The sequence below is a fragment of the Shewanella gaetbuli genome (assembly GCF_023284065.1).
Lineage (GTDB): Bacteria > Pseudomonadota > Gammaproteobacteria > Enterobacterales > Shewanellaceae > Shewanella > Shewanella gaetbuli.
Genome location: NZ_JAKIKP010000001.1, coordinates 493,528 through 516,153, shown reverse-complemented (window position 1 = coordinate 516,153; position 22,626 = coordinate 493,528). Strand labels below are relative to the sequence as shown.

General features: G+C 39.9%; 18 protein-coding genes and 1 pseudogene. 10 read left to right on the top strand and 9 right to left on the bottom strand.

Translation table 11 applies throughout. The features are described from left to right. Window positions 1-279, top strand: a complete 279-nt coding sequence (locus tag L2672_RS02265; protein ID WP_248994199.1) for an oxidative damage protection protein — start codon at window positions 1-3, stop codon at window positions 277-279. Window positions 280-368: 89 nt separating this feature from the next. Here L2672_RS02265 and L2672_RS02260 read toward each other — a convergent pair whose 3' ends face one another. Beyond that, entirely contained in the window at window positions 369-1,211 is an 843-nt protein-coding gene (locus L2672_RS02260; protein ID WP_248994198.1) for an HDOD domain-containing protein, read from the bottom strand. Between the two features lie 291 nt (window positions 1,212-1,502). On the opposite strand from L2672_RS02260, the gene trhP reads away from it, so the two are divergent. After that, window positions 1,503-2,891, top strand: a complete 1,389-nt coding sequence (gene trhP / locus L2672_RS02255; protein WP_248994197.1) for a prephenate-dependent tRNA uridine(34) hydroxylase TrhP — start codon at window positions 1,503-1,505, stop codon at window positions 2,889-2,891. Between the two features lie 75 nt (window positions 2,892-2,966). On the opposite strand, the pseudogene L2672_RS02250 reads toward trhP, so the two are convergent. Continuing rightward, window positions 2,967-3,209 (bottom strand): annotated as a pseudogene (locus tag L2672_RS02250) (delta-class carbonic anhydrase); the annotation flags it as partial. 232 nt (window positions 3,210-3,441) lie between these two features. Here L2672_RS02250 and L2672_RS02245 point away from each other — a divergent pair. Then, window positions 3,442-3,693, top strand: coding sequence for a YfhL family 4Fe-4S dicluster ferredoxin (locus L2672_RS02245; RefSeq protein WP_248994196.1), 252 nt, complete (start codon window positions 3,442-3,444; stop codon window positions 3,691-3,693). Window positions 3,694-3,747: 54 nt separating this feature from the next. On the opposite strand, the gene ubiT is transcribed toward L2672_RS02245, so the two are convergent. Beyond that, complete coding sequence (gene ubiT / locus L2672_RS02240; RefSeq protein ID WP_248994195.1) at window positions 3,748-4,281, bottom strand: ubiquinone anaerobic biosynthesis accessory factor UbiT; 534 nt, start codon at window positions 4,279-4,281, stop codon at window positions 3,748-3,750. A gap of 107 nt (window positions 4,282-4,388) precedes the next feature. Between ubiT and ubiU the strand changes: the two genes are divergently transcribed. Both ubiU and L2672_RS02230 read left to right on the top strand, forming a co-directional pair. Next, the gene (gene ubiU / locus L2672_RS02235) at window positions 4,389-5,402 is read left to right on the top strand and encodes a ubiquinone anaerobic biosynthesis protein UbiU (RefSeq protein WP_248994194.1); all 1,014 of its coding nucleotides are present in this window, start codon (window positions 4,389-4,391) and stop codon (window positions 5,400-5,402) included. A 12-nt stretch (window positions 5,403-5,414) separates the two neighbouring features. After that, complete coding sequence (locus L2672_RS02230; RefSeq protein ID WP_248994193.1) at window positions 5,415-6,284, top strand: U32 family peptidase; 870 nt, start codon at window positions 5,415-5,417, stop codon at window positions 6,282-6,284. Between the two features lie 69 nt (window positions 6,285-6,353). Here the strand turns inward: L2672_RS02230 and L2672_RS02225 are convergent, their stop codons facing one another. Then, complete coding sequence (locus L2672_RS02225; RefSeq protein WP_248994192.1) at window positions 6,354-7,052, bottom strand: hypothetical protein; 699 nt, start codon at window positions 7,050-7,052, stop codon at window positions 6,354-6,356. Window positions 7,053-7,539: 487 nt separating this feature from the next. On the opposite strand from L2672_RS02225, the gene L2672_RS02220 reads away from it, so the two are divergent. The 3 genes from L2672_RS02220 (at window position 7,540) to L2672_RS02210 (ending at window position 13,231) form a co-directional block, all read left to right on the top strand. Continuing rightward, on the top strand, window positions 7,540-8,898 hold the full coding sequence (locus L2672_RS02220) for a YjiH family protein (RefSeq protein ID WP_248994191.1): 1,359 nt from the start codon (window positions 7,540-7,542) through the stop codon (window positions 8,896-8,898). A 201-nt stretch (window positions 8,899-9,099) separates the two neighbouring features. Continuing rightward, window positions 9,100-12,795: a two-component regulator propeller domain-containing protein gene (locus L2672_RS02215; RefSeq protein WP_248994190.1), complete on the top strand. Its 3,696-nt coding sequence runs from the start codon at window positions 9,100-9,102 to the stop codon at window positions 12,793-12,795. Between the two features lie 70 nt (window positions 12,796-12,865). Beyond that, on the top strand, window positions 12,866-13,231 hold the full coding sequence (locus L2672_RS02210) for a PilZ domain-containing protein (RefSeq protein WP_248994189.1): 366 nt from the start codon (window positions 12,866-12,868) through the stop codon (window positions 13,229-13,231). A gap of 9 nt (window positions 13,232-13,240) precedes the next feature. Here L2672_RS02210 and radA read toward each other — a convergent pair whose 3' ends face one another. Further along, window positions 13,241-14,605 carry a DNA repair protein RadA gene (gene radA, locus L2672_RS02205; RefSeq protein WP_248994188.1) on the bottom strand — a complete coding sequence of 455 codons (1,365 nt, stop codon included), beginning with the start codon at window positions 14,603-14,605 and terminating at the stop codon, window positions 13,241-13,243. Between the two features lie 307 nt (window positions 14,606-14,912). Here radA and L2672_RS02200 point away from each other — a divergent pair, with 307 nt between their 5' ends. Beyond that, window positions 14,913-17,306 carry a PilZ domain-containing protein gene (locus tag L2672_RS02200; RefSeq protein ID WP_248994187.1) on the top strand — a complete coding sequence of 798 codons (2,394 nt, stop codon included), beginning with the start codon at window positions 14,913-14,915 and terminating at the stop codon, window positions 17,304-17,306. 79 nt (window positions 17,307-17,385) lie between these two features. Here the strand turns inward: L2672_RS02200 and serB are convergent, their stop codons facing one another. Further along, a complete protein-coding gene (serB, locus tag L2672_RS02195; protein WP_420833116.1) occupies window positions 17,386-18,405 on the bottom strand; it encodes a phosphoserine phosphatase SerB in 1,020 nt (339 codons plus the stop codon). Between the two features lie 145 nt (window positions 18,406-18,550). Between serB and L2672_RS02190 the strand changes: the two genes are divergently transcribed. Further along, window positions 18,551-19,207, top strand: coding sequence for an AhpA/YtjB family protein (locus L2672_RS02190; protein WP_248994186.1), 657 nt, complete (start codon window positions 18,551-18,553; stop codon window positions 19,205-19,207). Window positions 19,208-19,251: 44 nt separating this feature from the next. Here the strand turns inward: L2672_RS02190 and deoD are convergent, their stop codons facing one another. The 3 genes from deoD to deoA all read right to left on the bottom strand — a co-directional run bounded on the left by deoD (window position 19,252) and on the right by deoA (window position 22,622). Next, a complete protein-coding gene (deoD, locus tag L2672_RS02185) occupies window positions 19,252-19,962 on the bottom strand; it encodes a purine-nucleoside phosphorylase (RefSeq protein WP_248994185.1) in 711 nt (236 codons plus the stop codon). Window positions 19,963-20,063: 101 nt separating this feature from the next. Further along, the gene (locus L2672_RS02180; RefSeq protein ID WP_248994184.1) at window positions 20,064-21,281 is read right to left on the bottom strand and encodes a phosphopentomutase; all 1,218 of its coding nucleotides are present in this window, start codon (window positions 21,279-21,281) and stop codon (window positions 20,064-20,066) included. A 9-nt stretch (window positions 21,282-21,290) separates the two neighbouring features. Further along, window positions 21,291-22,622, bottom strand: a complete 1,332-nt coding sequence (gene deoA, locus L2672_RS02175; protein WP_248994183.1) for a thymidine phosphorylase — start codon at window positions 22,620-22,622, stop codon at window positions 21,291-21,293. Window positions 22,623-22,626 lie beyond the last annotated feature (4 nt).

Sequence of the window (22,626 nt, the reverse complement as noted above, 5' to 3'; positions counted from 1 at the left end):
ATGGCTCGTACTGTAGAATGTGCTTATTTAAAGAAGTCAGCTGATGGCTTAGATTTTCAACTATATCCTGGAGAAGTAGGCAAACGCATTTTTGACAATATCAGCAAAGAAGCTTGGGGAATTTGGCAGAAAAAACAAACTATGCTGATTAATGAAAACAAGCTAAACATGATGAACATTGATGACCGAACCTTTCTAGAACAGCAAATGATTAACTTTTTATTTGAAGGGAAAGACGTTGAAATTGAAGGTTATGTTCCACCTTCAGAAGATGCTTAATTAATCTCAATTCACGTTGAGCTAATTGAAAATATTTACGCCAGCAGTTAATGCTGGCGTAAATATTTTAGCTTACTGATAACTCTAGATTACTGATAACTTTGTTTTATTGAATGATATAATTCAGTGAAGGTATCACTGCCTAAATCTTCCGGTGTTACCGGCAAACCTCTTGCAGCAAACACCTCTAAACGTTGTTCTAACTCTTCACCTGAGCGCAACTCTCCGGTATAAAATGCCGCGGAACGAATAAAGTCTAAGTAGGTTACCGTTTCTGGCATGTAGTGTAAATCAGCCCAGCGTTCAACCACCTCCATTACCTCTGGCGCAAAATCCCAGCTTTTTAATACCGCTCGACCAATAGGCCCCTGCATTTTTCTAACTAAGCTTCTAAGTTGATCAATACTGGTAAACAAGTGCGGCTGAACCTCAGCTTCAGATAAAACAGGTAAAGCACCAATATTATGCACCAACCCCGAAAGAGTAAGGGTTTCTCGGTCAAGTTTTCGGCTAGGATTACGCTTATTATAAATTTCTAATAATGCACAAGCGGTCGCTGTCACCTCAATGGAAGTATTCCAAACTTCATCCATGACTTCCCATACCATTTCATTAGTAGAAATAAATAACTGTTCCATCGCAACTGAAGTGGTGATGGATTTAATTTGTACTAAACCAATTCGGTTGACAGCAGCGCTAATATTTTCAGCCTTATTTCCTCTAGAATACAGGGCACTATTGGCCACTTTAATAATTCGAGCAGAAATAGCAGCATCTTGACCAATGATTTCACCCACTTCTTTCAAGCTTGAATCAGGCCGTGCCACCACCTCTTGAACTCTCATAGCCACTTCAGGCAATGTCGGCAACACTAAGGCGTCATCTTTTAATTTTTTTAATAAGCCGACCAATAATTGATGCTCAGTGGACATTTTGTCTCCATCAAATAAATTGTTTAATAAGTAAAGATTGTATACCGAATAATGAACTTTTGGCGAGTAAAGCAAGCTAAAACCTTCAATATTTTGCAACCTTAAACCAACAAATGCGCAATCAAACGGCAAACCAGAGGCCACAAACAAATCATATCAAAATGAATGAACCTATAATGAGTTGAGAATGTGCGTTATCAATACCTATTCACGACTTGCTTGTTATAATGAAGTTGAGTAGGATCGCGACCCCACGATTTGTGTGCTTTTCAAGCTATATTGAGAGAAATTATGTTTAGACCAGAGCTATTGTCTCCAGCAGGAACCTTAAAAAATATGCGCTACGCCTTTGCCTATGGTGCAGATGCGGTATATGCAGGCCAACCCCGCTACAGTCTTCGAGTAAGAAACAACGACTTTAAGATGGAGAACCTAGCCAACGGCATTAAAGAGGCCCATGATTTAGGCAAAAAACTCTATGTAGTGAGCAATATCGCCCCACATAACGCTAAATTAAAAACCTATATTAAAGACATGGAGCCTGTGGTTGCAATGAACCCAGATGCATTGATCATGTCTGATCCGGGTTTAATTATGATGGTGCGTGAAGCCTTTCCAGATCAAGTAGTACACCTTTCTGTGCAAGCTAATGCCATTAACTGGGCTTCAGTTAAATTTTGGCAGCAGCAAGGCATCAAGCGAGTTATTCTTTCTCGCGAATTATCTCTTGATGAAATTGAAGAAATTCGCCAACGCTGTCCAGACATTGAGCTTGAAGTTTTTGTCCACGGTGCGTTATGCATGGCTTATTCTGGGCGTTGTTTACTATCGGGTTATATCAACAAGCGCGACCCAAACCAAGGCACATGTACCAACGCTTGCCGTTGGAAATACGATGTTCATGAAGCTAAAGAAACAATGGAAGGTGACATTGTTGCAGTCAACCCACAAGGTATTGTTGACCAACATGGGGTTCAAATTGAAAACCCAACCACATTAGGGGCAGGCAAGCCATCTGATGAAGTGGTGCTACTGCAAGAACCTGGTCGCCCAGGTGAATACATGCCAGCGTTTGAAGACGAGCATGGTACTTACATCATGAACTCTAAAGACTTACGCGCCATTCAGCATGTTGATAGATTAACAAAAATGGGTATCGACTCACTTAAAATTGAAGGACGCACTAAGTCATTTTATTACGTTGCCCGTACTGCACAGCTTTATCGTCAAGCCATTGAAGATGCCGTTGCAGGAAAAGATTTCAACCGTGACTTAATGTACAACCTTGAGGGGCTGGCACACAGAGGTTACACCGAAGGATTCTTACGTCGCCATGTTCATGATGAATATCAAAACTATGAGTACGGCTACTCAATCAGCGACACACAGCAATTTGTTGGTGAATTCACTGGCAAACGTAATGAACAAGGCATGGCTGAAATTGACGTTAAAAATAAATTCTCAGTCGGTGATAGCGTAGAAGTGATGACGCCTCAAGGTAACTTCAACTTAACCATTGATGAGTTACTCAACCGCAAAGGCGAACAAGTTGAAGCCGGTTTAGGCTCAGGCCACTTTGTCTTTTTAGCTTTACCCGCTGAGGTCAATACTGACAAAGCGATTTTAATGCGCAACTTGCCTCAAGGCCAAGATACACGTAATCCGCACCAAGCTGACTAGCGAAAATCGGCTAATCAAATGATAAAAATACGGCAACATCATTAAGGTGTTGCCGTATTTTTGTCTCTATTAGGCTTAATAACTCGCCGAAGACAGTAACTCTGGGTTAATCACTAAGTTCCTCACCCCATGAGCATGATCTTCAGCAAACTCATTACTTTTACACCACTGCCCTACCGAAGCAATATCCACTTTAGCGATGTTCGGTCTAACACGCCATGTCACCTGAAATGGCGAACCCTTTTGGTTATAACCAGGCCCTGTGGTTGAGCCCGCGTATTGAACAGCCTTGCCGGTATTTTGCGGAATATTTATCGCTGGTATAACTCACAGACTTACTGATTGATATACCATAACACTGTGATAGCGCTAAAAAGCGCTTTTCAGACATAGGTCATATAATTAAATTATGGATTTGACGACAACAGCGTTAAAATAGAGAGCTAAAGTAAATTATCGCGTGTTGACCTTGTATTTATATCAGTGGCATAACAGCAAGTAACATTTGTACTTTACTTCATTTAAATCGTTTTATCGGAACATCAATACCATGGCATTATTAATCGACGACAGTTGTATCAACTGCGACATGTGTGAACCTGAATGCCCTAATTCAGCGATTACCATGGGAGAAGAAATTTATGAAATTGACCCTGCACTCTGCACCGAATGTGTCGGTCATTATGATAAACCCACTTGCGTGTCGGTTTGCCCTATTGATTGTATAGATCCAGACCCTGAGAATGTTGAGTCGCAAGACGAGCTTCTGGTTAAATATGGCATGATCACCGGCAAAATTTAATCACATAAAAAATGGCGAATTAACGCCATTTTTTTGTTTCTACGGTCAAACAACTTAAGCATATTGTTGTAATGTTTGCAGAGTAATAGCCAGTTTTTCAATGGCTAACTTTGCAGCTTTTGGCAGTGAGTCCAACTCAATGCTGAGTAATAAGTTTTTCACTTCTAAGCCCAGCTCAGTATCACCCTCAATTAATAACTTTCGTTGAAAAAATAACGTATCAGGGTCTTCTTTGGCCGCAGCAACTAATAAAAGCTCAGGCACATTTGCAGTAAATGTCACATCGGCTTGCTGCTGACAACTTAAAATTAACTGATTATCGAAGCTCAACTGAAAAGTTAATCCAATATCAGCGACCTGAATTTCAACCCACTTGCCCTGTAGAAAGTCCAGTTCAGCGTCTTCAATTTGCTCTTTAAGCAGCAAGTTAAGCATTTTTCCTAACAAATCTAGCTTCAACTTATCTGGCACTAATGCCAGTGACTTTTGTGACACTTTAGGGGCGAATTTAAGTACTTTTGATGCAAGTTGCTGAGAGATTACACTCACCTGATGATTCCTACTATTTAAAACGGGATGGTTAGCCATTTTAACGCCTTTTTATTCACACAAACCTGTTCTAAATCAACTCTAGATAACTGAATCACTTTTACACTCGCCTACTTTAAATAACTTTCAACAATGAGAATAACGAAATGGAATTGTTATGCCCTGCAGGCAATCTAGCCTCGTTAAAGGCGGCATTTAATGCTGGTGCCGATGCGGTATATTTAGGCTTAAAAGATGATACCAATGCACGTTCTTTTGCTGGCCTCAATTTTTCACCGGCGCAAATAAAAAAAGCCAGTGAATTAGCAAGACAACAAAATAGAAAAGTATTCCTAACCTTAAATACTTTTGCCAAACCAGGACATGAGTCACGTTGGCAACAAGCCATTGATTTGGCTGCTGACCTGAATTTAGATGCTGTAATTTGTGCCGATATATCATTACTTGATTATGCCAATACTCGCTACCCAGGCCTGCCACTACATTTATCTGTGCAAGCCAGTGCGACAAACTTACAAGCACTTAACTTTTATAAAACCCAGTTCAATATTGAACGTGCAGTGTTGCCACGGGTACTGTCAATCAAACAAGTCAGAGACTTAGCCAAAGTGAGCCCTGTTGATCTAGAGGTATTCGCATTTGGTAGCTTATGCATTATGGCAGAAGGTCGCTGCCAACTATCAAGCTATGTGACGGGCGAGTCGCCCAACACTGGCGGTTCATGCTCACCAGCCAAACATGTTCGTTGGCACGACGAAGGTTCAGACAAGCTCACTCGATTAAATGAGGTACTGATTGACAGAAGCAGCCAACAAGAGCAACTGGGATACCCAGTGGTGTGCAAAGGCCGCTACCAAACTGACTCACAAATGAAAGCTGACTATATGTTGGAATCTCCCACCAGCTTAAATACCATGAGTTTAATTCCCCAGCTGGCAAAAGCCGGTATTAGGTCGCTGAAAATTGAAGGCCGTCAACGCAGTCCGGCTTACGTTACTCAGGTCACTCAAGTATGGCGCCAAGCTATTGATAGTTACATGCAATCACCAGAACTATTTGAACAACAGCTGGCCTCACAAACACATTGGCATAGCGCTTTAGACAAAGTCTCTGAAGGGCAAGTCACCACCTTAGGCGCTTACGAACGTCAATGGCAATAAGAGGGTTACATCATGAAATTATCACTAGGCCCACTGACCTATTGTTGGGATAAAACCACCGTTGAAGACTATTATCAAAATATTGCTCACACCAATATAGACACAGTTTATTTGGGAGAGGTGGTGTGTAATCGTCGACGTGAACTCAAACTTGCTGATTATCTTGATATCGCAAATCAGCTTGTTGACTCAGGGAAAAATGTTGTGCTTTCCACCATGACATTAATTGAATCGTCCTCTGAGCTGACCGAATTAAAACGCATTATAGACAATGGTCGCTTTGCGATTGAAGCCAATGATATGTCAGCGGTTCATATGGCGCATCAAGCAAATGTTCCCTTTGTTTGTGGCCCGTCGTTAAACCTATATAACCGAGCCAGCATTGATATTATGCAAAAACTGGGAATGACGCGATTTGTGATGCCTTATGAGTTGTCTAAAAAATGGTTATCACAAGTGTTATCGCACGCTCCAGCTTCATTTGAGGTTGAAGTGTTAGGTCACGGCTATATGCCTTTAGCACATTCGGCAAGATGCTTCACCGCTAAGCATCATAATAAGCCAAAACTAGAGTGCGACATCATTTGTAAACAGCATCCCAAAGGACTATTAACTCAAACCCAAGAATCACAAGCTCTACTCAGGATTAATGGGATACAAACTCAGTCGGCTGCAAAGGTCAATTTAATTAATGAAATGCCTGATATGCAGAAAATGGGCGTTGATTTTTGGCGACTGTCACCAACAGGGCTAAGTGATATTGCTTTGATAGAACAATTATCTAACTCGTCACAACGATTAAGCCATGATGCCGAAGATGATTGTAATGGTTATTGGTTTAGTCAAGCTGGGATGGCGTTAGTAGAACCTCAGAACGTTTAATCAAAAGTAAATCAAGGCAGTCTCAACCATCGAGACAAAGTAATCACGGTACATCAAATAAACCCTGGTTCACTTTGTCTCAATTGACTTATTTAACCAACTTAATAGCGTCAAAACCCATAAAATTAACACCGACATACTTAACCAGTGTGCTAGCGCTTGCCACCAAAAATCAGGTTTAGGAAAAATAGACGCTGAAGCGGCAATAATATCGGTCATAGAAATGGTTATTGCCGGTGAAGGGATAACACCAAAGTAAGGCAAAATGAGTACACAAAAGTTGAGACTTAAACAAATTAGCGCAAGCAATATAGAAAACTTCATCTGTTGCCAGTTTAAGGTTAGCGCATAAATAATAAATGATAAGCATGCAAAACTGACTAACCACAATGAAAGAGTCAGCCCGTATATGTGCAAGTGGTAAACGTTTAATGGAAATAAGCCACTAGCTGCTATAGCAACAAAACTCCCCGCTAAGCTGAGCCAAAAAGGATACTTCATCCAGCCGTCTGTAACTTGCAGGGCAAATAAACAGGCTAAGGTAATACTTAAGCCACCAAAAAATAACCCACCGTTGACGATAATCGCGTAATCAGTATCCCCATAGTATCCCAACTCACTCATGCTTTTTTGTAGCCATAAGAAGCCACTAAAATCAGCTTGAGAAATTTGCAACAAGCTCACAATAGTAAAACCAATAGCAATGCCAAAGCACCCTAACCAGCCAAATCGAATTGCCAGCAACTTAATATTATTTTTTTTGCTCATAAGGCCTTTCAATGTTATTCACCCACTGATGATTTTACGACATATTTACATTTAAAAATGCGTTTTAGACTCCAGTTTTGCGACTTGAATATAAAATATTCACTTTAAAAGCCCATTTTTTGAAAGTAATTCATATTAATAAACACAATTTCACCACTGATATGTTGCATAATTATTCTACAAACCATTACATAGCCACCAACTCAAGCCATAAACACTAGCAAAACAGCTTAACAACAAAAACAATACAACAATTAAACAAATGATTTTAATCATTTTTTTCGTGTCTTTAGCTGCATTTTCGATATAATATAGTTAATCAAAAATAAGCAATAATTATTCGTTTAAGTGAATCATTTTACTTACACGATAATTGGCGGTAACCTTGCCGCACAAATAGTCATGACAGCCCTTTTAACAGATACACAGCAAAAAGTGCTTGATAATTTATTCACTGCCAAATTGGGTAGATTTTAAGGTATAAAACGTGAACAAACAAAAACCAATACACAACCTCAAGACTATATTGACTTTTATCATCCCGTCTTTAATCGGTCTGCTGCTATTCATCACCCCTATATCCAGTGGTGACGGTCTAACCATTCCTATTGCTATCGTGTCTAAGTCTTTACAGGCAATGTTAGGTGGCACAATTCAATATATTGTTACCGGTATTGTTATTTTTATGGCTATAGCCTCTAGCTTAGCCAAAATAATAAAACCTGCATTCGTTTCAAACAGCCATTTTTTAAGCGCATTATTTAACGTCACCCCGTTTTGGTTGCTTATGCGGGTCATTGGGGCGGTATTTATTACCCTCACCTGTTTTGAATTTGGACCTGAAGCGATTATTTCAGGAGATACTGGTGGATTAGTTTATAACGACCTTTTACCAGTGTTGTTTTCAGTATTTATTTTCGCCGGTATGTTACTGCCTTTGTTGCTAAACTTTGGTTTACTTGAGTTTTTTGGCACTTTGTTGACAAAAATCATGCGCCCAATATTCAACCTTCCAGGTAGAAGCGCCATTGACTGTATGGCTTCATGGTTAGGTGACGGTAGTGTGGGCATATTAATGACCAACAAGCAGTATGAAACGCGCTTTTACACCCAACGTGAAGCTGCGGTTATTGGTACCACATTCTCAGCGGTTTCTATTACCTTTAGTTTAGTGGTTATTTCGCAGGTTAAGCTTGAACATTTATTTGTACCGTTTTATTTGACGGTTTGTTTAGCTGGTATTGTTGCCGCAATTATTGTTCCTAAACTGCCTCCACTTTCATGGAAAAAAGATAACTATATTGATGATACACCACGTCATGCTGATGACGAGATGATTCCTCAAAGTCATAATGTTTTCTCATGGGGATACCATCAAGCACTCACAAGAGCCTCGCAAATTACCGGCCCAAAACAAGTACTGTCTGACGGTGTAAAAAATGTCGTTGATATGATTTTTGGGATTATTCCGGTTGTTATGGCCATCGGTACAATGGCGCTAATTTTAGCGGAATACACGCCTATTTTTGACTACTTAGGCATGCCATTCATCCCGTTATTGGAATTACTGCAAATTCCTGACGCGACTGCCGCGTCTAAAACCATTGTGGTTGGTTTTGCTGACATGTTTATCCCATCAATTTTAGCCAGTTCGATTGAATCAGATCTTACTCGCTTTGTAATTGCCGCCTTATCTGTCACTCAGCTGATTTATATGAGTGAAGTAGGTGCCTTGCTTATTGGTAGCAAAATTCCAGTCAACTTCTTGGAATTATTTGTTGTTTTCATTTTACGTACACTGGTTACCTTACCTATTATTGCTTTAATGGGACATTTAATTATCTAGCCCAAGCCAACGATAATTATCTGTTGATCAATAAAAAGGAACCTACGGGTTCCTTTTTAATTTCTGCCAGTAAAGTTCACTTAATCCCTTTTTCAACTCTATTTTGTATTCATACGGCCATTAATTCGCTTTTTTATATATTCACTCTACACTTTAAGTTGTCGATATATGAATAATAAATAACCCCGAAGGATTGATTAAGTGGCCAACAAACACTTTAGTATTCATCAATTATTGTTAACGTGTTTACTATTTTTCAGCTCATTAAATACACATGCAACAGTGCAATTTAGCACTCTAGAAGCCGAGCACGGCTTATCGATGAATACCGTCAATGATGTACTAACAGATCAAAGTGGTTATTTGTGGGTTGCAACCCAAGCAGGATTAAATCGATACAATGGTAAAGAAATAAAAGTTTACCTAAAAGAGCATGATAATGGCCCCTCAGGTAATCATATATCTCACCTATACTACAGTCGTAAAGGTGAGCTTTGGTTTAGCACTATTAACGATGGTTTAAATCGCTACGATGAAAAAACCAAGCAATTTTTGCACTTTAACACCCCTGAATTTGGCTTACCTACAAGCGGTATTAATGCTATTAGTGAAGACCATAACGGTAATATTTGGTTAGCATCAACCAATGGAATTTACATTTTTTCAGCGCGCAATTTAAGCTTAATTGAGCATATTGATGTAGGTGATAAAGGACTACTTGAAGAAAATGTAACTGGGCTATTTTTAGATAATCGTTCACGATTATGGGTTAGCCACCAAGCAGGCATGCAACTTTATCTGCCAGAGCAAAGTACCCTCATTCCATTCGAGTTTCCGGCAACAATCAAAGTTAATGCCATTAATAATATCACCAACGGCAATGAAAACAGCCTTTGGCTAACCACTGAACACGGTAAACTAGTCCACCTAAAACTCTCTGATAATAATCAAGCAATTTCTGCAAAACCACATGATATTTACTTTCCAGAAAACCTTAAAAACAGTGATATTAGCGATTTACTTTTAGATATAGACGGTAAATTATGGCTTGGGTTTCAGCAATCGGGAGTTGCGGCCTACTCTCCAGAAACTCATCAAATCGAACACTATTCATACTCACCTAGCAATGTCACCAGCGTCAGTAGCGAGCTCATCACCAGTTTATGGATAGATGAAGATCGACAACTATGGATAGGGACACGGGGTTCAGGGCTTAGTCGAGCCGACTTATTTAGCTTAGCGTTTAATACCATTAACCAATATTCATTCAAAGATAAAAACTTGTTTGATACCGATATACGCAGTATTTATCGTGATAAACAACAAACTTTATGGATTGGCACGGCAACAGGGCTCTATATTGCTCATGAAGATAACAATAGAAATATTACCGGCTTTTCGTTATACAGCCACCCAAGTTTTGACGGTAAAAGCTTTATTAGTTTCATCAAGCAAGATAACCAAAATCGACTTTGGATAGGCACACGAGGCAACGGCCTTTATCTGCTAAATTTAGTTGACCAAAGTATCAAGCAGTTTCAAGCTGAAACTGATAATCCCCGAGCCATTGCCAGTAATTATTTATACAGCCTCTTTTTTGATGACAAACAGCAAGCTTGGATTACAACGAAAGACTCAGGGTTGAGTTTATTTATCGAATCCCAACAAAGCTTTAAATCATGGTCTTATGATCCCGATATTCAAAACGGTTTCCCGAGTAATGAGATAAGCAATATTTTATCTGATTCGAATAACGGTTATTGGGTGTTAACCTATGGTGCAGGTCTTGTGCACATGTCTGAGCATGGACTACTAACCCAATACTCACCATCGACTTTAGATACTTTTCCTAGCAAGCATTTATTTAATGCTTATGACATCAATGGAAAGTTATGGGTTTCATCAAGTGATGGTGTTTTTGAGTTTGATCCTCAAAGCCAGCAGGTCAAATTATATAATAATAAAAATGGGCTCATTGATAATATTGCGTATCTGATGGTTAAAGATCAAACTGATACGTTATGGGTTGGCACCTCTAAAGGCTTAAGTGTTATCGACACCAATACGGCTACAATTAGAAATTACACTGATGTTGATGGGTTACAAAACAATGAATTTAATTTTGGCTCGGGGTTTGTTGATGATGACAATCGAGTCTACATAGGTGGAATCAACGGCTTTAATATGATTTACCCTGTCAATTTACCCGTCATTCCAGCCCCTAAAACGCCGATTATTGACGAATTTTACTTATTAAATAAATTGCAGCGAGTACAAGATACCCCTAGGTTTCAACAAACAAATGACATCAGTTACGCAACGAGTATTCAATTACAATACGACGATGCTATCTTTTCATTCCAATTTCATAGCAACAATTTACATCAAGCAGAACAGCTTCAATACGAATATAGAATGCTGGGATTACACCAACAATGGTTTGATGATTTAAACGGTCATATTGCCCACTTTTCGGGGCTTTCCCCTGGGCAATATCAGTTCCAAGTTCGGGCTAGAAATCATAACAATCAATATAGTCCAATCAGAACGTTAGACGTCAATATAGCCCCTGCTCCATGGCAAACTTGGTGGGCTTATACCCTTTATGCGATATTAATTTGCACTATCTTAAGCTCTTTTATTTGGCTACAAACTCGAAAATACCGTCAAAAAGTTAAAATGATGGAGCAAATATCTAAAAGTGAACAAAGACTTCAATTATCACTTCGGGGGAGCGGCGATGAGTTTTGGGATTGGGATATCACTCAAAAATCAGCCATTCGCAGTAATACATTTTTGAAATATCCTGATGAAGAAACCTCATTAGCAGATACCTTGCTATATTGTATTCACCCTGACGACCTAGCTTCAGTAACTGAAGATATGCAAACGTGTTTAAAAGGCGGACAAGAAAAATTTGAACTCACTTACAGAGCCAGATTACCAGACGATAATTGGGTGTGGGTACTAAATAGAGGACAAGTGATTGAACGAGACCAAAACGGTAGAGCCAACCGCATAGTGGGAACGGTGAAAAATATTCAGTCATTGAAAGAAACGGAACAAACGCTAAAACAACTCAACCTTGAACTTGCTGATCGCGTTAAAACTCGAACTGAAGAACTCAAATTAACCCAAAATGAGCTAATTGATAAAGAGAAAATGGCTACACTTGGTGGTTTAGTCGCCAGTATCACCCATGAAATTAATACCCCTATTGGGATCAGTGTCACCGCCACCTCTCATTTATCGGATAGAGTCGTCGAATTCAATGAAAAATATCAATCCGGAGACGTGTCTCACGAAGACTTTGAACAGTACCAATCAGAAGTTGCAGATTGTGCCAAACTGGTATTATCTAACTTACATAGAGCAGCTAAATTGATTCAAAGTTTTAAAAAAGTCTCTGTTGATCAATCTCATGAAGACTTACGAGATTTCAATTTAAAGCAGTATCTTGATGAAATATTTGTCTCATTACATCCACTATTATCTCGTACCAAGCATCAATATCAATATCAATGTCCAGACGACATTATCTTGCATAGCCAACCTGGAGTGTTGTATCAAATTGTCAGTAACTTGTTTAACAACTCGATTATTCACGCCTACCCAGACGACAGTGTTGGACAACTTGTATTAACCATAACTCGAGAAGCGCAAGGAATTAAAATCATTTATCAAGATGATGGATGTGGTATGCCTGATGAAGTTAAAGCGAATATATTCTTACCGTTTTTCACCACTAAACGCGGAAAAGGTGGCAGCGGTCTTGGGATGAATATTTTGTATAACTTAGTGACTCAAGTGCTTAAAGGAACCGTCACCCTAGAGTCAGAAATCAATAAAGGTGCCACCTTTATCATTGAGTTACCGGAAGAAATAATCGCTAAGTGACCTGTAATTCTTACTACCAATTAAGTATTAAAAACACTCTATTGAAAATCGTTATAAAAAGGAAAGTGTGATGGATAATAGACGCAAATTTTCTCGAATTTTATTTGATGCAAATGCTTACCTTGCACAAGATGGAAAAACATGGCGCACAACGATTTTAGATTTAAGCCTAAATGGGGTGTTGATTAACTTATGTGATGGTTTTGACCCTAAACTGCATTCCGAAGTTGTTTTAGAATTGATATTACCCGATTCAGAAGTTGAATTAGTGATACATGCCGAAGTTGTCCATAAAACCAGTGAACATTTGGGGCTAAAATGTCTCAATATTGATGTAGAAAGCATCAGTCACCTTCGCAGAATTATTGAACTCAACTTAGGTGACGCAGAATTATTAAATAGAGAGTTAGCAATGCTTATTGTGACTGAAGATTAGCCCTATATTTTACAGCGCATCGAGTGCATCTGACAATTTGCTCACTCCAATTACCTCCATTCCCTGAGGCGGCTTTTTGGGTGCATTAGCTTTAGGGACAATCGCGCGTTTAAAGCCATGCTTAGCCGCTTCAACTAAGCGCTCTTGACCATTAGGCACAGGACGAATTTCTCCCGATAGCCCTACCTCACCAAAAACCACTAAATCGCACGGCAGAATGTCGCCTCTAAAACTCGACACCATTGCTAACAACAAGGTTAAATCAGCGCTGGTTTCGGTCACCTTAACGCCACCCACCACATTCACAAATACGTCTTGGTCTGACATCAACAAGCCGCCATGTCGATGCATTACCGCTAATAACATCGCCAAGCGATTAGCATCCATTCCCACGGCAACACGCCTTGGGTTCGACATTGCAGAGTTATCGACCAATACTTGCAACTCCACCAATAATGGCCGAGTTCCTTCCCATACCACCATCACTAATGAGCCTGATGAAGCTTCATCACCGCGAGACAAAAATATTGCAGACGGATTAGCCACCTCTTTTAGGCCGCGTTCAGTCATAGCAAACACGCCTAATTCATTAATCGCTCCGAAGCGGTTTTTGTGCGACCGTAAAGTACGGTAGCGACTGTCACTATCGCCCTCAAACATCACTGAGCAATCAATACAATGCTCTAACACTTTAGGCCCCGCTAAGCTGCCATCTTTAGTGACATGGCCCACCATTATGACTGCAATACCCTGTTGTTTTGCAAAACGCGTTAAATAAGAGGCTGACTCTCTAACTTGCGACACACTGCCAGGTGAAGATTGAATATCGCTCATATGCATTACTTGAATAGAGTCAACTACTATCACCTTAGGTTTTTCTTGTAACGCAACGTCACATATCGCTTCAACACTGGTTTCGGATAGCATACGTAAATGTTGAGTCGGTAAACCTAAACGATGTGCACGCATCGCGACTTGTTGTAATGACTCCTCGCCAGTGACATAAAGTGCGCTCATGGTTAAAGATAATTGACATAAGGTTTGCAGTAGTAATGTACTTTTACCTGCGCCTGGATGACCACCAATAAGAATGGCACTCCCCGGTACAATGCCGCCACCTAAAACCCGATCTAACTCGGTAAAAGTACTCGCAATGCGCGGCAGTTCATTTAAATCAATCTGGTCTAGGGTTTGCACTTGCTTGCTAGTATTACCGGCATAACCGGTAAATTGATGGTTGCGAGTCGAGCTGCTGGCACCCAGTCTCACCTCAGTAATGGTATTCCATTCCTGACATGCACTGCATTGCCCTTGCCAACGAGGAAAGTCTTGACCACATTCATTGCACACATATGCTGTTTTATTCTTTGCCATATAACCTAATTTATTTACCCTGAAAATGGTTTAACTCAACACTAAAAGAAGATAGCTGACTGGGTAAGAGTTTGAACAAACTGAGCTCAAATCAGATAATCAGCCTAACCTCTGAAGAACAACACTTATAACATATTGGCTTTACATAATAATAGTGACTAGCATATAGATAAGGCTTTAATACAAACATTGGATGATTAATTGCTTCAAATATGTATAAAATCAATACTAAGATAAAGCATTGACCTTTCAAGCCGATAAGATAGCAATCAGTCCTAAAAATAAGCACCCTATACGATAAAATAACATGAGCTTAGATAACCACAGCGCACTAATAGAACAACTCAAACCATTAATGATGGAACCTGATTTTCAGGAACTGTTTGAGCGTTTGACTGTTGATGAATCTAACTCAACTCGCTTTCTGTTAAAAATGGAGCTCACTCGTATTTCTGCACCTTGTACACGAATCATTGATTTACGTGATAAAACGGAATTGCCTTGTGAAGAAGTTCTAATCGGAAAGCAGCGTCACTTTTTAGATAAACCCTCTAAAGATGCATTAGAAAAAACGCTACCTTTATACAAAAACCAATACACTTTAGGAGTGTATGAAAGCATCATAAACACGCATAAAAAACGCAAACAAATAAAACAAGAAAATGGCACTAGTGAGGCAAATCAACAAAGTAAGCCCTTTATGGTTTCAGGTATTGTTATGGGCAGTTATTTTAATCGTAGTGAAGAAAGAATGAACTACAGTATTAAAATATCTGCATCACAGGCAGGTGTTCCAGAAGTCATAGGGGCAACGCTGGATTTATCCGTCGGCGGAGCCAGAATAAAGCTGCCATTAAAGCATCAATTTCAAATAGAAAAACCACTAAAAGTTAAATTATTAGAGTTAAATGAAGAGTTCTATTTCGAAGACCTTCATCAAGGCGTTAATTACCAAATAGTCGATATTCAAAACAAGCAAGAACATGCGGTTTTCAGGTTAAAACGCGACGGTGGTGGAGAAGAGCTTGATAAGTTAATTACCCAATTAATCCGTGGGTATAAATTCCGCTATAAAGTCGATGTCAACGATGTCATTGTGACCGCATCAGGTTTAGGGTTTGAACGCCATTATTTACCATTTCAACAACATCTACCTTTATATGTCAGCATCCAAGAAAATAAACCCAAATTAACGCATTGCTTATTAGGGCATGGAAACCAAGGCGTGATGTATTATTTTCAAGATGAAAAGGACATCAGCCAACTCCCTGGAATGCTGACGAATAACCGTTTAGTTAACTTATTAAAGTCTCCTAGTGCGACTGAGCATCAACTCCTATTTTGTTTTACTCATCATGCCAATGGCAAACTGCATTTTTACTCGGCAACTTTAGCTGAACTTCAGCAATCTGGACACTTAGGGTTATTTTTAGGCTTTGCCTCAAGAAAACCAAGCTGGCGAGTATTCAAACTGAATAGCTACAAAATTGACCACAAGCAAAATTACAAAACATCCACCTTACCAGGAGATGATGCCCACTACTCTGCGCTAACAGAGCAACAATTAGCATCATTAAGTCATGTCATCCAATTAAGTGACTTAACTAATGAACACTGTACTGAACAATATCAATCTTGGTTTAAAAACCAAGATGTTAAGCTGCTAAAAAGCTTTATTCAGCGCAAATTAATCTCAAATTCCATTAAACGTATTTCAATGCCATTTACCGAACGGCGGCATGAGTCTCGGTATGCTTTTAAAACCTTAGTAAAGATAAAGCAAGGTAATACCATCGCAACCGGTATTACCCACGATATATCTAATCGAGGGTTGCAAATCACTTTAGATGAAAACGTCAATTTCACCTCGCCATCAGCTGTTAGCATCAGCTTTCCACGATTACAAGCTAAAGCAGGTAAAATTGATTTAACTTCTTTGCCATACCAGCTAATCAGAACCCGCTCAAAAGGGCAAATATTGCACCTTAGTGCATTAATCGGTCATGAACCTCATGCTGGAGTAGAGTTTCTAAGCAAACTTATTACCCATAACAAAGAAAAACTTGCACAATTATCAGACCAAGATGGCGAGCAAATCGAGCTGGCAGATGGATTAAAAAATCTGATGATGAGAGAGTTAAACGGGGTGCCATTTTTTATTGAGAAAACCGCTAAATCAACAATTGACCTGTCGGCCATTGGCATAGGGATAAAGGTCGATACAATTACTCAGCTGTTTTCCCAAGATACTGATCAAATCTTACAATATAATCTCGCCCCTATTATGGATAATGGACTATATAAAACTCAAATTGTCGACCCGTTGAAAAAACGCAAACCCAACGCAGGGATGACATTTTTTGAAGTGTTTATTCAAATAACCCACCACGCCAGAGGCACCATCAACTTAAGCAGTAAGCTGGTGTCTGAGCTTAACTCAACACAACAGAAGGCTTTTATTGAGCAAAGTGAAAGGCTGGGTAAATTTATGGCTTTAAGGGTGTCTTTTGGGGCGGCAGATAAACCGGATATGAGTTATATTCGTCGCGAGTTAGAGTACATACAAGTTCATTCAAGTCACAGAGCTAAGCAACTTGAAGAACAGCTATGGCGCGTAATTGGCATAGGTGAACTGCTGGATATTACTGTTGAAGCAAAAATGCGTTATCCGCAACTGCAACCAAATACAACACCAACTTGATAGCCGCTTCGTTTAAACGTGGTAATAAACACGTTTACACGTAAGCGACTAACACGTTAGTAAAAAAGCGCTCACTCACTTAAGCTTGTAAACAAAAAACTAAGGCGCGTAAATCTAATTGGTTAACGGCTAAATCTGCTGCATTAATTAATTTAGGTTTGCCATGAAAAGCAATACCGAGCTTAGCCGCTTCAATCATCGGTATATCATTAGCACCATCACCAATCGCAACCGTTTGTGTCGGCGGGATTTGCCACTTTTGAGCACATCGTTGAATAACATTGGCTTTATATTGAGCATCAACAACATCACCTGTTACCTCGCCCGTAAGCTTGCCATCTTCGATGACTAACTCATTGGCAAAAGCGGCATTGAGTTTTAATTGATGCATTAAATAATTAACAAATGGGGTAAAGCCACCTGACGCGACTACCAACTTCCATTGGTTTAATTGTAATTCTTGTAATGAGTCAGTTAATCCAGGCATTAAAGGGAGCTTTTGACATAACTCGTCAATAATTTTAGCATCAGCGTTCGCTAATTTACTCACTCTTAATCGCAAACTTTGCTCAAAATCTAATTCACCTCGCATGGCACTAGCAGTAACCGCAGCCACCTCTTCACCCACACCGGCCATGGCAGCTAACTCGTCAATACATTCAATTTGAATGGCGGTTGAATCCATATCCATCACCAGTAAGCCTTGCTCATTTAGGTTAGGCAAAGGTTGGTCAATCATTAATAGTTCTACAGCAAGGTTTTTAGTGGTTTTTATTGCATTAAAATCAGCCACTAATTGCGCGGGTTCTTCCTGTACAATAACTTCAAAGCCTAACAAGCTATTTTGTCTTTCTAACCGACAAAAATGCCCTTTTTGAGCTAAAGTATTTAACCATGAGGCTATATCGACTTTAGCTTGCTGCTCAAAAATAACCCTAAACCGCGAACAATTTTCATTGCTCATTACACTGCGGTATTCAGCTTCAATATAGCGCTTGCATAAAATACCTTGATGCATATACTGCGCCTCCGACGAAGAGTAGAGCCAATTGAGTATGCTTTCGTCAGGGGTGTTTACTGCAGTGCTATGGGTTGGCATTTAATGACCTCTTTAGTTACAACTATCTAGGAATGAGTTTTTAGATTAATATAGTTTGCTGACAGTTTTAACATCTACAGCCTAAACTTGACGTTATAACGCCTTAACTGCGTTTCATTAAATAGAAAAATGACGAAGGATTAAAGTGATTTTTGTTAAAGGTCTAAAGAAAAGACAAAAATTTAGTAGGATAGTTCAGGTATTGATTGCCATTGGGCTGGTCACGGGACTAGTGCATTTGTGGCAAACTAACTTAAAGAACGGTCAAAAACTGCTGAGTTCACAAACCCAACTAATGGCTCGAACATTAGCTCAACAAGCCGCTAATGGCGCTGCTCCGGCCATGTTTTTACAAAATGATGAGCAACTACAGTGGTTAACGTCAACGTTGGTGACAGACCCCAAAGTCATCTCGGTCAATATTTACAACTCTCAGGGTGTCCGTTTAGCTTTTGACCAATCTGTCACCGAAAAGTCGATGGCACCTGATTCTGAAGAAATGAGGCAATTGCTAGCTCAATATCCTCCGCTCATTGAAAATGTTATGCAAGATGAAAATAATTTAGGTTACGTAGAGGTTCGCTTAAATTTAAGTGAATTCTTCAACGAAATAACATACCTGCATCAACAAAATATGGAGCTACTGAAATGGATGTTAATGGTCGCAGCGTTAATTGGGTTTCTATTATCTCGGTCACTCTCTTTTAAACGCGCTGATTTCGACCGCCGAAAAACTCGTACCAAACAATTAAAAAAACGCTTAGCGAGTAAACCAACTCAGTCAGCAGAAGACGAACAATGAAAAAAGGGCGCATAAAGCGCCCTTTTTTTATTCAATGACTTAAACTACAGCGTTAACGCTGCATCTAAAGTCATGATAATCATGTCATTGAAAGTAGTTTGACGTTCTTCAGCAGTGGTTTGTTCACCGGTACGAATATGGTCAGATACTGTTACTACACAAAGAGCTTTTGCACCTAATTCATGCGCAACGCCGTATAAACCTGCAGCTTCCATTTCGACACCTAACACACCCATTTTTTCCATTACATCAAACATTTCAGGATCAGGAGTATAGAATAAATCGGCTGAGAAAACGTTACCTACACGAACGTTGATATTGTGTGATTTAGCTGAATCAACAACAGCACTTAATAAACCAAAGTCAGCAATAGCAGCAAAATCTTGGTTTTTAAAACGTAAGCGGTTAGCTTGTGAGTCAGTACATGCACCCATACCAATAATCACATCACGCACTTTAACGTCAGTGCTAATTGCGCCACAGCTACCAACACGAATAAGGTTTTTAACACCGTATTCTTTAATTAACTCGTGAGCATAGATAGAGCAAGATGGAATACCCATTCCTGAGCCCATAACAGAAATACGCTGACCTTTGTAAGTACCGGTATAACCGAACATATTACGTACATCAGTCACTAACTTTGCATCATCTAAAAAAGTTTCAGCAATGTATTTTGCACGTAACGGATCACCAGGAAATAATACTGTTTCAGCAAATGCGCCTTCTGGTGCATTAATGTGTGGTGTAGCCATGTTTAACCCCTATATCTATTTTTAATATTGTAGAAACGACGTTTTCGCTATTTTAAACAATTATTACCTTAAAAAACAGAACCGCCGTTCCAAAATTCAACCTAATTAATAAAAGATTCGCCATATTCCATTGGCGCTAACTTAAAATAGCTTGCAATAGATTGCCCCATATCTGCAAATGATTTACGGCGGCCCAAAGAACCCGCAGGTAAACCAGCCCCATACGCTAAAACGGGTACATGTTCACGAGTATGCTCAGTCCCTTTCCAAGTTGGGTCACAACCATGATCAGCGGTTAATAGCAAAAAGTCATCGTCAGATAAAATAGCCAATAACTCCGGAAGACGGCTGTCAAAATACTCTAATGCTTTAGCATATCCAGCAATATCACGACGGTGTCCATAATGAGAGTCAAAATCAACAAAGTTGGTAAATACGATGGTATTGTCGCCCGCTTTCTTAACCTGTTCTAAGGTCGCATCGAATAACTCTTCTAAGCCCGTTGCTTTGTACTTTTGTGTAATGCCACAGTTAGCATAAATATCGGCAATTTTACCGATACTAACAACTTCACCACCGGCCTCTTTTAATTTATCAAGCACCGTTGGCGCTGGCGGTTGTACGGCATAATCATGTCGATTACCTGTACGAGCAAAGTCTGCAGGACCAGTCCCTACAAATGGACGCGCAATGACACGGCCGATGTTATAAGGCTCAAGTTCTTCACGAGCAATTTCACACAGTCTATATAAATTTTCTAAACCGAATGACTCTTCATGACAAGCAATTTGGAATACTGAGTCAGCAGAAGTGTAGAAAATAGGCTTGCCTGTTTTCATATGCTCTTCGCCTAACTGTTCCAAAATAGTGGTGCCTGATGCGTGACAATTACCTAAAAAACCGTCTAAGCCAGCACGAGCAAGAATCTTATCGGTTAATTCTTTTGGAAATGAATCGGTTAAATCGCTGAAGTAACCCCACTCATAAAGTACTGGAACCCCTGCCATTTCCCAGTGACCACTGGGAGTGTCTTTACCTGAGCTTAACTCTTCTGCATGCCCATAAGCGCCAATAACATCAACATTATCACCAAAACCGTCGGCAAATTTACCCGTTGACTCATAGCCAGCATGTCCCAACCCAAGGCGAGCTAAATTAGGCAGTTTTAAAGGGCCTTGACGACCCACATCAGCCTTACCTTCAGCACATGCTTTAGCTATATGACCAAAAGTATCTGAGCCAACATCACCAAATTTATCAGCATCTGCAGCTGCACCAACGCCAAAAGAATCTAACATTAATATGATGGTACGTTTCATATCTAACTCCTATAAATCTTCTGCGCGAATATACTGGTATATTTCAGGTGTTTTTTCAGGTGTGCTTTCACCGATTTCAATTGCAGATCTAACGGCCTCTGCCGCTTCCTCAAAGCCTTGTTCAGTTTGAGCATGAATAACGGCTAAGGGTTTGTCTGTTGAAATCTCATCACCTAAGGCACATACCTCTGTTAATCCAACGCTATAATCTAATGCATCTCCAGGCTTACGACGACCGCCACCTAAAGTAACAACGGCTAAACCTAGTTGACGTGTATCCATACTATGGGCAAAGCCTTGTTTGCTTGCATATACAGGACGCACAATAGGTGAATGAGGTAAATACTTATCGTAGGACTCAACAAAATCTGTTGGACCACCAAGACCTGCTACCATTCGACCAAAAATCTCTGCCGCTTTACCATTATCTAATACAGTATTCAGCTTAGTACGTGCTTCGGCATCATTTTGTGCAATTCCGCCGAGAACTAGCATTTCGGCACAAAGTCCCATGGTGACTTCATAAAGTCTAGGGTTGCGATAAGTCCCCGTTAAAAAGTTAATCGCTTCGCGAACTTCAACGGCATTACCAGCACAAGACGCAAGCACTTGGTTCATGTCCGTTAACAACGCTGTTGTTTTAGTTCCTGCACCATTAGCCACCGCAGTAATACTTTTAGCAAGTTCGGCTGAAGCTTCATAAGTTGGCATAAATGCACCGCTGCCTACTTTGACATCCATCGCTAAGGCATCTAAACCTGCAGCTAATTTTTTAGACAAAATTGAAGCGGTAATAAGAGAAATTGACTCAACAGTAGCGGTATTATCACGAATAGAATAAAAACGTTTGTCAGCAGGCACTAAATCGCCTGTCTGACCGATAATGGCAACACCGGCTTCTTTTACTACTTTACGGAAAAGTTCACTAGATGGCTCAGTTTGATAGCCTGGAATCGCATCAAATTTATCTAATGTGCCTCCGGTATGGCCTAGGCCTCGACCAGAGATCATCGGCACATAACCACCACAAGCTGCAGCCATAGGGCCAAGCATTAAGCTAATCACATCGCCTACACCACCGGTACTGTGCTTGTCGATAATAGGGCCGTTAAGTGATAAACCACTCCAGTCTAGAACGGTACCTGAATCACGCATTGCTGAGGTTAAAGCAATACGCTCATCCATGTTCATGTCATTAAAATACACCGCCATACCTAGCGCAGCGATTTGACCTTCAGAAACAGTGTTATGGGTAATGCCATTGACAAAGAATTGGATTTCAGCAGTAGACAGCGCTTTGCCGTCACGTTTTTTACGAATAATTTCTTGAGCGAGGAACATAGTA

Coding starts and splice junctions, on each gene's coding strand:
- L2672_RS02225 (WP_248994192.1), bottom strand. CDS start 7,052: ATGAGCAAAAAAAATAATATTAAGTTGCTGGCAATTCGATTTGGCTGG.
- L2672_RS02245 (WP_248994196.1), top strand. CDS start 3,442: ATGGCATTATTAATCGACGACAGTTGTATCAACTGCGACATGTGTGAA.
- deoA (WP_248994183.1), bottom strand. CDS start 22,622: ATGTTCCTCGCTCAAGAAATTATTCGTAAAAAACGTGACGGCAAAGCG.
- serB (WP_420833116.1), bottom strand. CDS start 18,405: ATGCCAACCCATAGCACTGCAGTAAACACCCCTGACGAAAGCATACTC.
- deoD (WP_248994185.1), bottom strand. CDS start 19,962: ATGGCTACACCACACATTAATGCACCAGAAGGCGCATTTGCTGAAACA.
- L2672_RS02200 (WP_248994187.1), top strand. CDS start 14,913: ATGAGCTTAGATAACCACAGCGCACTAATAGAACAACTCAAACCATTA.
- L2672_RS02265 (WP_248994199.1), top strand. CDS start 1: ATGGCTCGTACTGTAGAATGTGCTTATTTAAAGAAGTCAGCTGATGGC.
- radA (WP_248994188.1), bottom strand. CDS start 14,605: ATGGCAAAGAATAAAACAGCATATGTGTGCAATGAATGTGGTCAAGAC.
- ubiT (WP_248994195.1), bottom strand. CDS start 4,281: ATGGCTAACCATCCCGTTTTAAATAGTAGGAATCATCAGGTGAGTGTA.
- L2672_RS02210 (WP_248994189.1), top strand. CDS start 12,866: ATGGATAATAGACGCAAATTTTCTCGAATTTTATTTGATGCAAATGCT.
- trhP (WP_248994197.1), top strand. CDS start 1,503: ATGTTTAGACCAGAGCTATTGTCTCCAGCAGGAACCTTAAAAAATATG.
- L2672_RS02230 (WP_248994193.1), top strand. CDS start 5,415: ATGAAATTATCACTAGGCCCACTGACCTATTGTTGGGATAAAACCACC.
- ubiU (WP_248994194.1), top strand. CDS start 4,389: ATGGAATTGTTATGCCCTGCAGGCAATCTAGCCTCGTTAAAGGCGGCA.
- L2672_RS02180 (WP_248994184.1), bottom strand. CDS start 21,281: ATGAAACGTACCATCATATTAATGTTAGATTCTTTTGGCGTTGGTGCA.
- L2672_RS02260 (WP_248994198.1), bottom strand. CDS start 1,211: ATGTCCACTGAGCATCAATTATTGGTCGGCTTATTAAAAAAATTAAAA.